This window comes from Pseudomonas sp. R19M (assembly GCF_050312585.1).
GTDB classification, from domain to species: domain Bacteria; phylum Pseudomonadota; class Gammaproteobacteria; order Pseudomonadales; family Pseudomonadaceae; genus Aquipseudomonas; species Aquipseudomonas palleroniana.
Window position 1 is genome coordinate 1 of the sequence record NZ_JBNPJV010000098.1, and the last position, 13,821, is coordinate 13,821.

14 protein-coding genes are annotated in these 13,821 nt (G+C 61.7%); 5 read left to right on the top strand and 9 right to left on the bottom strand.

The genetic code is table 11. The annotated features are described in order from the left end of the window. Positions 1-52 precede the first annotated feature (52 nt). The 4 genes from ACQRBT_RS25170 to ACQRBT_RS25185 all read right to left on the bottom strand — a co-directional run bounded on the left by ACQRBT_RS25170 (position 53) and on the right by ACQRBT_RS25185 (position 2,791). Complete coding sequence (locus ACQRBT_RS25170; RefSeq protein ID WP_412046865.1) at positions 53-772, bottom strand: alpha/beta hydrolase; 720 nt, start codon at positions 770-772, stop codon at positions 53-55. Between the two features lie 8 nt (positions 773-780). After that, the gene (cobF, locus tag ACQRBT_RS25175; RefSeq protein ID WP_060755369.1) at positions 781-1,536 is read right to left on the bottom strand and encodes a precorrin-6A synthase (deacetylating); all 756 of its coding nucleotides are present in this window, start codon (positions 1,534-1,536) and stop codon (positions 781-783) included. A gap of 57 nt (positions 1,537-1,593) precedes the next feature. Beyond that, positions 1,594-2,148, bottom strand: coding sequence for a histidine phosphatase family protein (locus tag ACQRBT_RS25180; protein ID WP_412046866.1), 555 nt, complete (start codon positions 2,146-2,148; stop codon positions 1,594-1,596). A 94-nt stretch (positions 2,149-2,242) separates the two neighbouring features. Next, positions 2,243-2,791, bottom strand: a complete 549-nt coding sequence (locus ACQRBT_RS25185; RefSeq protein ID WP_412046867.1) for a DUF4865 family protein — start codon at positions 2,789-2,791, stop codon at positions 2,243-2,245. Between the two features lie 93 nt (positions 2,792-2,884). On the opposite strand from ACQRBT_RS25185, the gene ACQRBT_RS25190 reads away from it, so the two are divergent. After that, positions 2,885-3,751 carry a LysR family transcriptional regulator gene (locus tag ACQRBT_RS25190; RefSeq protein WP_412046868.1) on the top strand — a complete coding sequence of 289 codons (867 nt, stop codon included), beginning with the start codon at positions 2,885-2,887 and terminating at the stop codon, positions 3,749-3,751. Positions 3,752-3,905: 154 nt separating this feature from the next. Here ACQRBT_RS25190 and ACQRBT_RS25195 read toward each other — a convergent pair whose 3' ends face one another. The 3 genes from ACQRBT_RS25195 to ACQRBT_RS25205 are packed head-to-tail and all read right to left on the bottom strand — an operon-like array spanning position 3,906 to position 7,985. Next, entirely contained in the window at positions 3,906-5,225 is a 1,320-nt protein-coding gene (locus tag ACQRBT_RS25195; RefSeq protein WP_412046869.1) for an MFS transporter, read from the bottom strand. 45 nt (positions 5,226-5,270) lie between these two features. Then, the gene (locus tag ACQRBT_RS25200; RefSeq protein ID WP_412046870.1) at positions 5,271-6,803 is read right to left on the bottom strand and encodes a class I adenylate-forming enzyme family protein; all 1,533 of its coding nucleotides are present in this window, start codon (positions 6,801-6,803) and stop codon (positions 5,271-5,273) included. Between the two features lie 3 nt (positions 6,804-6,806). After that, on the bottom strand, positions 6,807-7,985 hold the full coding sequence (locus ACQRBT_RS25205; RefSeq protein ID WP_060755375.1) for an acetyl-CoA acetyltransferase: 1,179 nt from the start codon (positions 7,983-7,985) through the stop codon (positions 6,807-6,809). Between the two features lie 129 nt (positions 7,986-8,114). Between ACQRBT_RS25205 and ACQRBT_RS25210 the strand changes: the two genes are divergently transcribed. After that, positions 8,115-8,702 carry a LuxR C-terminal-related transcriptional regulator gene (locus tag ACQRBT_RS25210; protein ID WP_090371786.1) on the top strand — a complete coding sequence of 196 codons (588 nt, stop codon included), beginning with the start codon at positions 8,115-8,117 and terminating at the stop codon, positions 8,700-8,702. Positions 8,703-8,794: 92 nt separating this feature from the next. Further along, the gene (locus ACQRBT_RS25215) at positions 8,795-10,240 is read left to right on the top strand and encodes a phophatidylserine decarboxylase associated domain-containing protein (protein ID WP_412046871.1); all 1,446 of its coding nucleotides are present in this window, start codon (positions 8,795-8,797) and stop codon (positions 10,238-10,240) included. A 32-nt stretch (positions 10,241-10,272) separates the two neighbouring features. Here the strand turns inward: ACQRBT_RS25215 and ACQRBT_RS25220 are convergent, their stop codons facing one another. Then, entirely contained in the window at positions 10,273-10,857 is a 585-nt protein-coding gene (locus ACQRBT_RS25220; RefSeq protein ID WP_412046872.1) for a TetR/AcrR family transcriptional regulator, read from the bottom strand. A gap of 130 nt (positions 10,858-10,987) precedes the next feature. Here ACQRBT_RS25220 and ACQRBT_RS25225 point away from each other — a divergent pair, with 130 nt between their 5' ends. Next, positions 10,988-11,689 carry a glutathione S-transferase gene (locus ACQRBT_RS25225; protein WP_412046873.1) on the top strand — a complete coding sequence of 234 codons (702 nt, stop codon included), beginning with the start codon at positions 10,988-10,990 and terminating at the stop codon, positions 11,687-11,689. A gap of 314 nt (positions 11,690-12,003) precedes the next feature. On the opposite strand, the gene ACQRBT_RS25230 is transcribed toward ACQRBT_RS25225, so the two are convergent. After that, the gene (locus ACQRBT_RS25230; protein WP_412046874.1) at positions 12,004-12,918 is read right to left on the bottom strand and encodes a LysR family transcriptional regulator; all 915 of its coding nucleotides are present in this window, start codon (positions 12,916-12,918) and stop codon (positions 12,004-12,006) included. A 122-nt stretch (positions 12,919-13,040) separates the two neighbouring features. On the opposite strand from ACQRBT_RS25230, the gene ACQRBT_RS25235 reads away from it, so the two are divergent. Beyond that, the gene (locus tag ACQRBT_RS25235; protein WP_161550095.1) at positions 13,041-13,793 is read left to right on the top strand and encodes an SDR family NAD(P)-dependent oxidoreductase; all 753 of its coding nucleotides are present in this window, start codon (positions 13,041-13,043) and stop codon (positions 13,791-13,793) included. Positions 13,794-13,821 lie beyond the last annotated feature (28 nt).

Sequence of the window (13,821 nt, forward strand, 5' to 3'; positions counted from 1 at the left end):
CTGATACACCGCATTCGCGAGCAAGCCCGCTCCCACATTTTTGACCGCATTTTTATCGCAGGCTCTGTTCCAGCCAGGCTTTGAGGTCCTGTACCTCGGCTTCACTCACGGTATGCGGCATGCCCATATACCCGTGGAACTCGGGCTTCAAGCCCAACCCCAGCAATACATCATTGGCCCGCGTGGCCGCGGTGTATGGCAGCGCCTGATCCAACGTGCCATGGCCGATGAAAATGGCCAGCTTGTCCAATGCCGCATCGGGTTTCAGTTCAGCCTTGAGCACCGGTAATACGCTGCCACTCAAGGCCGCGATCCCCCGCACCAACGCAGGCTTTCGCAAGCCCACTTCGTAGGACATGATCGCGCCCTGGCTGAACCCCACCAGGAACACCCGATCGCTTTGCGTGTGATATTTGGCAGTGGCCTGGGTCACGAAGTCTTCGATCAGCCTGGCGCTGCGTTGCAAGTCAGCCGTCTCGCCATCGTAATCACCGTCGCCGGGTTTCCTGGCAAACCAGCGATAGCCACTGGGGTCGACCGGCATTGGTGCGCGTACCGACAAGTAGGTCCAGGTCGATGGCAGCGCGTCCTTGATGCCGAACAGATCTTCCTCGTTACTGCCGAACCCATGCAGGAAAATCACCAACGGCTGGTTGCGCGCCTCACCCTGGGTCTGCTCCAGGTACGACAGCGGCAAATCGGTGTGCAAGGTGACGTCGGCCTGGGCAGTGCCGGCCAGCAAAGCCAATGTCAGCGCGAAGAGTTTGAACATGGGCAACCTCAAGGTTTGCGCAGCAAATAGGTATCCATGATCCAGCCGTTGGCCAGGCGCGCGGCCTTGCGCACCCGTTCGATCTCCGGCGCCACCTCGGCGACTTTACCGCTGATCAGGATCTCGTCCGGCGTGCCCAGGTAAGCGCCCCAGTAAATATCCAGGTCCTGATCGGCCACGGTGCGGTAGGAATCCTCGGCATCAAGCATGACCACCAGGGTATCGGCATCACTGGCCTGCCCCGCCGCCAAACGCCGGCCGGTGGTGATCTCGATGGAGCGGCCGATACGGTTCAGTGGCACTTTGTGCCGGGCCGCCAGGGCCTGCACGCTGGTAATGCCGGGGATCACTTCGAATTCAAACGCACAGCGGCCACTGGCAAGGATCGCCTGCAGGATACGAATGGTGCTGTCGTACAAAGCCGGGTCGCCCCACGCCAGGAACGCACCCACTTCGCCGTCAGCCATTTGCTCAGTGATCATCCGCTCGAAGGTCGCTTGCTTATCGCGGTTAAGGTCCTGCACGGCGGTGGTGTAATCGATATCGCCACGCACACGCTCGGGGCAGTCGGCCTCGACAAAACGGTAGCCCGGGTCGGTGATGTAGGTCTCGCAGATTTCACGCCGCAGGTCGATCAGCTTGTCTTTGCTTTGGCCCTTGTCCATCAGGAAAAACACATCGGTACGGTTGAGCGCCTTCACGGCCTGCATCGTGATGTAGTCGGGGTTGCCGGCGCCAATGCCGATGATCAGGATGGTTTTCATGGGGTGCTCTCAGTGCGGGATGTGGATTTTGCCATGTTGTCGGCCTGCTGGGTCAAATCACTCCAGCCGCAGGCGCCATCGCCCATTGAACCTGAGCTCAGTCGACGACAACGGCTCGACATCAATCGCCCCGAACGCAGCCGGCGCGCACTGCATCACCTGCAGCAACGCGGCGCGAATCACGAACGGATGGGTTACCGCCAGTACATGGCCGGGGGTGTGTTCGAGGTCATGCAGCCATTGGCCGACGCGTTCGCAGAGTTGCGTCACGGATTCGCCACCGTGTGGCGCGGCAGTGCTGTCACCCAGCCAGTCCTGCAAGGCTTGGGGCTCGGACTGCTGGATGGTCTCCAGGGGCTGGCCCTGCCATCGACCAAAATCATACTCACGCAGGCACGGGTCGATTTGCGGCTGCTCGGCAAACATCCGCGCCGTCTGCCGTGTACGCAACTCAGGGCCACAGACCACGCGGGGTGCCCGCTTGAAGCGACCCGCCAGGGAGAGTGCCGCCTGTTGCCAATCCATATCCACGGGCTCATCCCGTGCAAAACGCCCACGTTTCAGGGCCTGGGTGCTGGCATGGCAGATAAGTGTCAAGCGGGTGGTTCGCATCACAGCTCACTTCGGTTCGGTGCGCGGTCATCGTCGACCGGCGAGGTCCTCCCGATGTTACAACGAACTACGATCAGAAGCCCCGCCTGTCGGTCTAGGCGCCAGGATGGGCCAGGTACAAGACCTGATAGCCGCTGCCAGGATGCTCCGCCTCCAGCGCGCCGGCTGACAGCGTAAACCGCACCAGCCGCCATGCCTGGACATCCAGGGCCAGGAACACGGCAAACGTATCGGTGCGCTCAGCCAGTTGCTGATTGTGGCGTTTCTGCTCGGCCAATACCTGCGCTCGGTCCGCACCGGGGGCCAGCGGCCATTCTTCCCGGTACAGACTCACCGCGCCCGACGCGGGGCCGCGCACCACGTCCACCGGCAACCAACTCTCGATATGCGGTCGACCAAAGCTGTCGAGTACTTTCTGGAAGCGCTCGCCCAGCAAAAAGTCGACCGCCTGCAACGGGTCGGCCCACAAGTACACCGACGCATAGACATTGCCCGCCGCCTGCCCACGCTCCTGGGCAATAAACGCCTTGAACAGCAACCCCTCGGTGTGATCCCACAAGGGCCCCAATTGTGCGGCGCGCTGGTGGATCACGCGCATGTCGTAGTCGGCGGGCAAGCGGTGTGAATACTGTTTGGCAAACATGGAGAGACTCCTGAGCAAGATGAGATGCCAGCTTGCGCAGCGCGGATAATTTCAACAAGATATCAATGGATATATGTGAAATAAGTATTTGATATGACTGATACGAGCAAACCGCTGGATATCGACACCGTGCAAGCCTTCGTCCTGGTGGCGGATTTCGCCAGTTTCACGCGTGCCGCCGAGGCCCTGGACACCTCCCAGGCCGCCATCAGCCTCAAGCTCAAGCGCCTGGAAGAACGCCTGGGTTATCGGCTGCTGGAGCGCACGCCCCGGCATGTGCGGCTGTCGCCACAGGGTGAGCGGTTCATCGGCGCCGCCCGTACCCTGCTCAACGCCCATGAACGCGCCCTCGGTGACCTGGGCGGCCACGCAACGCGGCGGTTGGTGATCGGTATCAGCGACCACGTGGCCGGGCCGGATTTGCCCACTTGGCTCAGCCGCCTTGCCGCCTACGATCCGCTGGTGATTCTTGAAGTGCGCATCGCCTCATCTCGCGACCTGGTCGCCGCGTTCGAGCGCAACGAGCTGGACGCGGTCATCGTGCGTAACGAAGGTGATCGCCAAGATGGCGAAGTATTGGCGGTGGAGCGCTTTGGCTGGTTTGCCGCGCCGACGTGGCAACACAGTCCGGATGCCCCACTGCGCATCGCAACCCTGGCTGCGCCCTGCGGTGTTCGCCAGCTGGCAACCCGAGCCCTGGATGACGCACGCATCGACTGGACCGAAGTGTTTGTCGGCGGCGGTGTGCTGGCCGTGGGAGCGGCGGTCAGCGCCGGCCTGGGGGTGGCCGCACTGGCACACCGCGTGGCACCGGCCGGCGCGGTGGAGGTCGGCGAGCAATACGGTTTGCCCGCCTTGCCCGTCAGTGAGGTCAAGCTGCACAGCCGGATCAACGACGAGCGATCCCGCGACACGCTGCGGGCCTTGAGCGCGACTTTTCGTGGGGTGCTGCAGCGCTAGAGTGGGCAACGGGTAACCTGTGGCGAGGGAGCTTGCTCCCGCTGGACTGCGTAGCAGGCCCAGTCTTTTCAAAGCAAAAGCTGGGGCCGCTTCGTGACCCAGCGGGAGCAAGCTCCCTCGCCACAGTGCCCCTTAACGGACCAACCCCCTCCCGTCAGGCAAGCGCCGCATTGGCCGGCACCGGCGCAGGACTACCGTTGGCCACAAAGTCCTCCCGGCGCAACACCACCAGCGCAATCAACGACACCACGCCGGTGGCCACATAGAAATACCAGGGCGAGGTGATGTCGCCAGTCACCTTGATCAACCAGGTCGAGATCAACGGCGCACTGCCACCAAACACCGCCACCGGCACGTTGTACGCCACCGCAATCCCGGTGGAGCGGATACGCGTCGGCAACAGCTCGCTCATCAGCGCATAGGTAGACGAGGCATACAGCCCAAACAGAATCGCCACCGCCATCAGCGGTGCAAAGAACGTTGCCGGCGTGGCGATCGGGGCCGACTTGAACAGCCAGAACATCGCCAGCGTCGCCAGTGTGCCGATCACCATCAGGAATGGCTTGCGCCCGTACTTATCGGTGAACGCACCGCCGAACGGCATCACGAAGGCCGCCGAAAAACTCGCGACAAACACATAGAGCAAGGTGGTGCCGCTGTCGAACTTGAGGATCTTGGCCATGTAGGTCGAGGCGAAGGTCAGCACCAGGTAAAAAATCGAGCTGTGCAAGGTGATGATAAAGAACACCAGGGCAATCGCCCGCTTCCACTGCCAGACTTCACGCAGCGGTGCGCGCGAGGTTTGCCCGGCGCGTTGCAGGGCCAGGAACTCAGGGCTGTCTTCAAGCTTCAAGCGGATGTACATCGAGATAAAGCCCAGCGGTGCGGCGATCAGGAATGGCACGCGCCAGGCCCATTCCTGCATCACATCGGCGCCCAGCACCCAGGTCATGCCATTGGCGACCGCGCCGCCCAGCAACAGGCCGAGTACCGCAGTCACCATCAGCCAGCACGTGGCGAAGCCACGACGGCCGGGGCCGGCGTATTCGGAGATAAAACTGGTGACGGTGCCGATCTCGCCGCCTGCCGAGAAGCCCTGGACGCAACGCACCAGGATCAGCAGGATCGGCGCGGCGATGCCCAGGGTCGCGTAGCTGGGCAGCAAGCCCAGCAACACGGTGGAGCCTGTCATCATCACCAGTGCCATGATCAGGGTTTTGCGGCGGCCGATCTTGTCCGCCAAGGGGCCGAAGAACAGCCCGCCCAAGGGCCGGATGAAGAAGCTCAGGGCGAACGCGGCAAAGCTGGCCAGCAGGCTGGTGGTGGGGTCATCGGAGACGAAAAACGCCTGGCCGATGTACACGGCAAGAAAGCCGTAGACGCCGTAGTCGTACCACTCGATCAAGTGGCCGGAGGTGGCGCCGAGAAACGCGCGGCGCCGCTTGCGCAGCGTGTCTTGCGGGTGAATGCCCATCGAAGGGACTCCTTGTCGGTTGTTCTATCCATGAAAAAATGCGGGCTAGCGAGTGGCGGCGATACTCGCGTCTTTCAACCACTGCCGCAAGTCGGTCTTGAGGATTTTGCCGTAACTGTTCTTGGGCAACTCATCGCGGAACAGGTATTTCCTGGGTTTCTTGAAAGACGCCATGCGTGCCAAAAACCAGGCGGTCAGCTCAGCCTCGTCGAGCGGCTGGCCGCTGCGGGTCACCACAAACGCGACCACCGACTCGCCCCATTGCGCATCCGCCTCGCCCACCACGCACACTTCAAACACCTCGGGGTGTTGGGCCAGCACTTCCTCGACCTCACGCGGGTACACGTTGCTGCCACCACTGATGATCACATCCTTGGAACGGTCCGTGAGCGTGAGGTAACCAGCCGCATCGACAAAGCCGATATCGCCGGTCAGCAGCCAACCGTCGACCAGGGTTTGTCGGGTGGCCTCAGGGTTGCGCCAATAGCCCTGCATGACCGTGGCACCCCGCACGGCAATTTCACCGCGCTCGCCGGTCGGCACCGGCTGGTGCTGCGCGTTGAGAATCTGGATCTCGACACAGGCTTGCGCATGCCCGACCGACGCCGCCAGGCTGTCCCAATCAGGACGTTGGCGGTCGGCAATCACCGCGCGGGGCAGCACGCTGATGGTCATCGGGCTCTCGCCCTGGCCGTAGATCTGCACCAGCCGCGGGCCAAAGCTGTCGACGGCTTCACGCAGGTCGGCCAGGTACATCGGCCCGCCGCCGTAGACGATCGTCTTGATGCCTTCGCCGTGGTACCCCTGACGCCGCGCCTGCTCGACCATGCGCTTGACCATGGTCGGCGCGGCGAACAGCGACACATTGCCCAACTGCGCCGCCAGGCCGAACAGCTCGGTCGCCTCGAAGCCGTGGGACGCCGGCACCACATGCCGTGCGCCGCAGCGCACATGAATGAAATTGTAGAGCCCGGCGCCATGGGACATCGGCGCCGCATATAGTGCCGCGTCATCGGCACTGACCGGGTCGACATCCGTGGCGTAGCACAGCGACATGGCGATCAGGTTGCCATGGGACAACATCACGCCCTTGGAACGCCCGGTGGTACCGGAGGTGTAGAACAGCCAGGCGAGATCCTGGTCCTGGCGCGATACCGGCTGCGCCAGGGTCGGCCAGCCACGGGTCGGGGGCAATACGTGACCGTCGAGTTCCTTGCAGCGCGCGGGCAAATCCCGCGACGAGAATACCCGACCGCCGTCGGTAAAGATCAGGCGCGCCTCGGCATCAGCGGCGATCCACGCCGCCTCCGCCGGATGCAACTTGGCATTGATCGGCACGGCCACCGCGCCCATCCACCAGATCGCGTAGAGCAGTTCCAGATAGTCGCAGCTGTTCTTCATCAGCACCGCGACGGTATCGCCCGGCACCAGGCCGTGCTGGTCCACCAGGCAGGCGGCACGCTGGCGCACATGGGCGGCGAAGGTGGCGTAGTCGGCCACTTGCCGGGCGCCCTCGAACAGCGCCGGGCGCTGCGGATGGCGGCGTTGGGTGTCGTGTAGCCAATGGGCGATGTTCATGGTTCAGCTGCGCCGCGCGTGCAGGACCGAGGCGTAGTTGGCCACCGCCATGCCGCCCATGTTGAACACCAGGCCGAACTCGGGGTTGGGCACCGCCAGACCAATCGGCTCACCGGTCAGTTGTCGAAACGCCAAGGCATGCATGGATACGCCGGTGGCCCCCACCGGATGCCCCTTGGCCTTGAGCCCGCCGGAAAGGTTCACCGGCAGCCGCCCGCCCGCACGCACTACGCCGCTGTCGAGCACACGGTGGCCCTCGCCTTTGGGCGCCAGGCCCATGGCTTCGTAGATCAGCAGTTCAGCGATGGTGAAGCAGTCGTGCACCTCGGCAAAGCTCAGGTCGGCCAGGGTGATGTTGGCCCCGCGCAACGCCGAGTGGATCGCCCGTTGCGGGCCTTCGAAGGCGAGGATGTCGCGCCGGGCGATGGGCAGTGTGTCGTTGACCTGGGTCAGCGCACGAATCTGTACATCGCGACGAAACGCCCGCGCACGCTTGGGCGACGCCAGAATAATCGCGGCGGCGCCGTCGCTGATCAGCGAGCAATCGGTCAGGCGCAGGGACTCGGCCACGAACGGGTTGCTTTGGGACACATTGTTGCAGTGCTCGAAATCCATCACCCGATGCATCTGCGCCAACGGGTTGGCCATGGCATTGGTGTGGTTCTTGGTGGCGATGGCCGCCATCGAGCCCAGCGGGCAATGGTAGCGCTCGGCGTATTGCCGGGCGGCGCGGCCGAACAATTGCGGGAAACTCAGGCCGGCTTCGGCCGGGTCGTTCTGATAACCGGCACCGGCCAGGGCCTGGGTGACGGCGGCCGTCGAGGTGTGGGTCATTTTCTCGGCGCCCACCACCAGTACCAGCTCGGCGCTGCCGGAGAGGATCGCATTGACCCCGGCCTGGATCGCCGCCGAACCGGATGCACAGGCATTTTCACAACGGGTCGCCGGTTTGAAGCGCAGCCCCGGGTCGGCCTGCAACAGCAACGAGGCGGCAAAGCCGTCGGGCACCAGCCCTGAATTGAAGTGGCCGAGAAACAGCGCGTCAATCTCTGCCGCATCAATGGCCGCGTCCATCAGGGCTTCGCGGGTGACCTCTACGATCAGGTCCTCAAGGGTGGTGCCATCCAGGCGACCAAAACGCGAATGACCAGCGGCAACTATGGAGACGCAATCAGCAGGCATATTCAATTTCTTCTGGTGTGGGTGTAAACATTCCCTACAATGAACCACCCTGGATCGCTCGCCAATTCGTGTAACTACTTACATGGATAAGTAGTAACCGCAGCGATATACAACGAGGCAGGACGCCCAATGACTGTGTTTGAACCGCTCTTCGAAGATATCGAGCGCCTGGCGTTCCAGCTGTCGCCTGCGCCACAGATCGTTACCCGCCATCGCGTGATGGTCGACTGCAACGAAGCATTCCTGAAGCTGTTCGGCTACACCCGCGATGCCTTGGTCAACCAGTTGACCCTGCTGATTTACCCGTCCCAGGCCGATTACCACGCCATCGGCAAGCGCAGCCATGACTGGTTGCTCGACAGTGAAAACGGCTTCTACTCCGATGAACGCTTCATGCAGCACAAAAGCGGCGAAGTGTTCTGGGCCCGGTCCCATGGCTACACCCTCACCCCCAAAGACCCGTTCAAGCTGATGATCTGGCACTTCGAACGCCTGGACCGCCCCCACACCGGCACCGGCGATCTCACGCCACGGGAGCGGGAAATCGCCATGCTGATCGTCAACGGCCTCAAGTCCAAGGAAATCGCCCTGCGCCTGGGGATTTCCCACCGCACGGTGGAGGTGCACCGGGCACGGCTGATGAAAAAACTGGAGGTGAAGAACATCGTGGAGCTGGTGTCGAAGATGATTTTCGTCGGTGGCCGCAGCTGGTTATAGCCAACCATTACAAACCCCGGTCCCGCGCTGGCTACGCTGAACACTGCTCAAGAGGAGCTTCCCCACGCAGCGATGTTTAAAGGACTAATACCATGGCGCACTCTGATCGTTCTTCACCTGCCACTCTCCCGCGTAAAACCCCACCGCCCGTCGAGGGCAGCGGCTCCAACCTGCTCACCCTGGACAACGCCGGCCCCGTGCAAATGGGCTTCTGGGTGCCCAACCGCGTATGGGCGACCGCCAATTACCTGGTGCCCCTGCGCAACTACATCGCCGCGATGAAAAAAGCCGGCACCCTGGCGCCCATGCAGCCGCAGCTGGTGGCCTTCAAGCAATGGGTGACCAGCCACAGCGTGTACCGCATGTGGGTGATGTCGATGATCGAGCAGGCCAATGCCTTCGTGATGACCCTGCCCCCCCACACCCGCGACCAGATCAAGACCGAGGATGGTGACGCGGTGTGGATCGAGGGCTACGACAGTTTCTTCGAGATCCTCAACGAGATCGTCAGCACCTCGTCGTCCTTCAACGACACCGCTCAGGTGGGCACGCCCATGAATGGCTTCCTGGCGATCTCCATGGCCACCGAAGCCGGCGTTGCGCTGTTTCATGACACCACCTTCAACCAGCAGTTCAAGCAGGTGCTCGACACCTGGAACGCCTACCTCAAGAGCCCGCAGTCGCTGGACAAACTTGACATCAACAACCCCGAGAAACCGGGCTCCTGGATCTCCAAGGCCGCCTGGAAAGCCGGGGTATGGGACCAGATGGAGTGCGACCCGAAAAAACCCGGCTACGGCTTCGATTCGTGGAACGCGTTTTTCATCCGCAAGTTCGTGCCCGGCGCGCGGCCGTTCCAGGGCGATGCCAAGACCCAAGTCAATATCGGCTGCGAGACCACGCCGTGGGAGTATCAGAACGATATCGCGCTTGAAAGCGACTTCTGGATCAAGGACGTCAACTACTCGCTGCTGGACCTGTTCGCCGGCCAATCCACGTTGGCGAAGCTGTTTGAAGGTGGCCAGCTTTACCAGGGCTTCCTGTCGGCCACCCACTACCATCGCTGGAACGCACCACTGGACGGCACTCTCGTGCGCTCATGGGTGCAGCCCGGGACTTACTTCGCCCAACGCCCGGCCCAGAAGGAAGGCCCGGGCACCTGGGAAGGCACCGAGTCACAACCCTACCTGGGCCACGTGGCGGCACGCGCGATCTTTATTTTCGAGCACCCCGCCTGCGGGTACGTGGCGTTGATCTGCATCGGCATGGTGGAGGTGTCGACCTGCATCATTGAACCGGCGTTTATCGTCGACGAAGGTGCCAGGCCGGTCACGATCAAGCGCGGTACGGAAATCGGTCACTTCGAGTTCGGCGGCTCGACCCACGTGATGGTGTTCCAACGTAATCGTGTGCGCCTGGAAGAATGGGCGGTCAAGGCCGTGGAGCACCGCCAGGCGCCCAAACCAACGCCTATGGGCAGTGTGATTGCGACGGCGCTGGTCCCGCGCAAACCCAAGGGGTCGGCGCCGAGCCACTAGGGGCGAGAAACAAGGGGCAGACCACGTTGGCGTTAAATGGGGTCTGACCCCGACCCACCCGACATCAGCCCGGCATCCTGATAGTTGCTGATCAACTCATCGAACACCGCAATATCGCCCTGGCTACGCGCAATCAACTGCGCACCGGCAACGGCGGCATAAATGGCGCGAGCGCGCGTTTTACAAAGGTCCTCACTCGCCGTTCCGGCAAGGGCCAGCACCTGTGCAAGCCACTCGATATTGACCTCTGCGAATGTCTTGAGCTGCTGTTTGACTTCATCCGGCAGGTCTTCGTACTCGGCGGCCATGAAGCTGAAGAGGCAAAGCCGATTACCGTTTTCCAATGAAGTACGAAAAATCGACGGATACAGCTCCAGGCACCGCTGAGGTTCGGGGTTGGACGCTCGGATGCCTTCCAGAACCTTGGCCGTGTCTTGCCAGTAGCGTTCGGCAACTGCTGCGCCAAGATCGGCTTTGCTCGCAAAGTGATAGTAGATGCTGGCGTTCCTAATCCCCACTATCTCGCCGATGCTGCGAAAGTTGATGCCGTTATAACCATGGGTCTGTGCTGCCGCTTTCGCAGCCTCCAGAATCGCTTCTCGTGCGTTTTCGCTCATATCTGCGTCCTCTGATCGATGACGGATTGTAACCGCGCAAACCTTACCTGCCAATTGGAAGGTAGGGCTTGACAAGGTTAATTTTCGGTCGCAATCTTCTACCTACCAACTGACAGGTAGCTGAATCATCATGACCACGAACGATACCCAAAACGGCACTTTCTCCGCTCCCGCATTGAAAATCTACGACTGGTATAACGGCCCCTACCCGGCCCGTGTACGGATCGCCTTGGCAGAAAAATCACTTTTGTCGCACACCGAATTCGTCTCGGTGAATCTGTGGAAAGGTGAACACAAGAAACCGGAATTCCTGAATATCAACTACTCCGGAACACTGCCGGTACTGAAGTTACAGGACGGCACGCTGATCGCCGAATGCACCGCTATCACTCAGTACCTGGACGTACTCGACGGTAACCCGACCCTCACCGGTCGCACTCCCGTGGAGAAAGGCCTGATACACATGATGACCAAGCGCGCAGAGATCGAATTTCTCGATGCGGTGAGTACGTATTTTCACCATGCGACACCGGGGCTTGGTCCAGAAGTGGAGCTGTACCAGAACGCCGAATGGGGCATTCGCATGCGTGACAAGGCAGTGCGGGGGATGCGCTATTTCGACAACCTGTTGCAGCATCAACCCTTTATCGCTGGCGATAGTTTTTCCATGGCTGACATCGCTGTGCTGGGCGGGATGATTTTCTCGGCCCTGGTTGAGCTGCCGGTGCCGGATGAATGCACTGCCCTGCGCGACTGGCATGCCCGTATGCAGGAGCGCCCAAGCGTGCAGCAATGGCGAGCGATGGTCGAGCGCGGCGAGCCGCTTAACTGATATGGAAAAGGCGCCTTGACCGGCTAATGCTAGTCAGTTAAGAGAACCTGCCGCGACCAAACTCTGTAGTGAGCGGGCTTGCCCTAATGCCGGTCAGGTAAGCGATTTAGAGCGAACCTGTGGGAGGGGGCTTGCTCCCGATAGACTGCGTAGCAGGCCCATTTTTGAGGCCGCTGCGCGGCCTATCGGGAGCAAGCCCCCTCCCACAGTGACCGCGTAAAGTCTTAACTGACCGGCATTAGGGCTTGCCCCGCGCCTTTTTCGTCGGCAGCAAACTTCGCACCCGCGACTTTGCAGGATCGCTGATTACATCGTCACGGCCACCGCCATTTGGGTTCCGACAAATGTTGGACAAAAAAATCCGACAGTGCCTTGACCTTCACCGGGCGCGTGCGCGCTGACGGGGTCACGAAATAGAGGCCGCCACGCGACATGTGCCACTGCGGCAACAACACGACCAGGCGCCCGTCCGCCAGGTATTCACTGGCAATGAATTCGGGCAGTTCGGCGATGGCCAGGCCATCCAACAAGGTTGGCAAAAGGGCATCGCCGTTGGTTACCCGCAACGGGCCGTTGGGGACGACGTCCTCTTCTGTGCCGTCGTCATGGGTAAAGCGCCATACCGGGCTGCGCGAGCGGTACGCATAGCTCAGGCATTGGCGGGTCGCCAGCTCGCGAGGGTGAGTGGGATGCCCGTGCTGCTCCAGGTAGCCAGGCGATGCCACCAGGTATTGGGTGACTGCGCATATCCGCCGAGCCACCAGCGATGAGTCCGGTAATACCGCGATACGCAACGCCGCGTCGAACCCCTCCGCGATCAAGTCGACGGCGGCATCCGACAGGTGCAGATCTATCGACAACTCAGGGTATTGGCGAATCAATTGCGGTATCAACGGCGCGACCCAGCGCAAGCCGAAAGACATCGGTATGGCCAGGCGCACCTGGCCACGGGGCTGCACGGCTAACTCCTGGGCTTCGCTCTCGACCTCTTCGGCTTGCCGATAGATCTCGCCGGCCCTGGCGGCCATGCTCGCGCCGAACTCGGTCAACGCCAATTGCCTGGAGGTGCGGTTGAACAACCGGCCACCCAGGCGCTCTTCGAGCCGTGCGACAGCTCGCGATACGGTCGGCACGGAGACCCCCATAACCCGCGAAGCCGCCGCAAACGAGCCCTCCTCCGCCACCTTGGCGAACATCGCCAACCCTTCAAAATCTGGAATTCTGCTCATTTCATTTCTGCAACGATGTCTTTCAGGCAATTCTATTTTGAAAAGATACTGCCGTCGATAAGCTTCTCCCACACCGCAACTCACTCAACGCAACATCTCAACCAGACACTGGGAGACACATCATGACCCGCAAACTTGAAGGCAAAATCGCACTGGTCACCGGCGGCACCTCCGGCATCGGTCTGGCCACCGCCAAACGCTTCGCCGCAGAAGGCGCCTATGTCTACATCACCGGCCGTCGCAAGGCCGAACTCGATGCCGCGGTAGCCGCGATCGGTAATGCCACCGGTGTTCAAGTCGACTCAACCAAGCTCGACCAGTTGGACACGCTGTACCGCCAGATCGGCGAGGCCCACGGTCGTATCGATGTGCTGTTCGCCAACGCCGGAGGCGGCTCGATGGTGCCACTGGGTGAAATCAGCGAACAACACTACGACGAGACCTTCGACCGCAATGTCAAAGGCGTGCTGTTCACCGTACAGAAAGCCCTCCCGCTGCTGGCCCAAAAGGCTTCGGTGATCCTCACGGGCTCGACCGCCGGTAGCGGCGGCACCGCCGCGTTCAGCGTGTATGCCGCATCGAAGGCTGCCGTGCGCTCGTTTGCTCGCAACTGGATTCTGGACCTGAAGGACCGCCATGTGCGGATCAACACCATCAGCCCCGGTGCCACACGCACCCCAGGCCTGGTCGACCTGGCCGGCCCCGATGCCGCCCAACAGCAAGGGTTGCTGGACTATCTGGCGTCGCTCATTCCTATGGGCCGCGTCGGCGAAGCCGAGGAAATCGCCAGCGCCGCGCTGTTCCTGGCATCGGATGACGCCAGTTTCGTGAACGGCATCGAGTTGTTCGTCGATGGCGGGCAGCAACAGGTTTGACGCCTCACCTGGGCGGCTCACGCCGCCC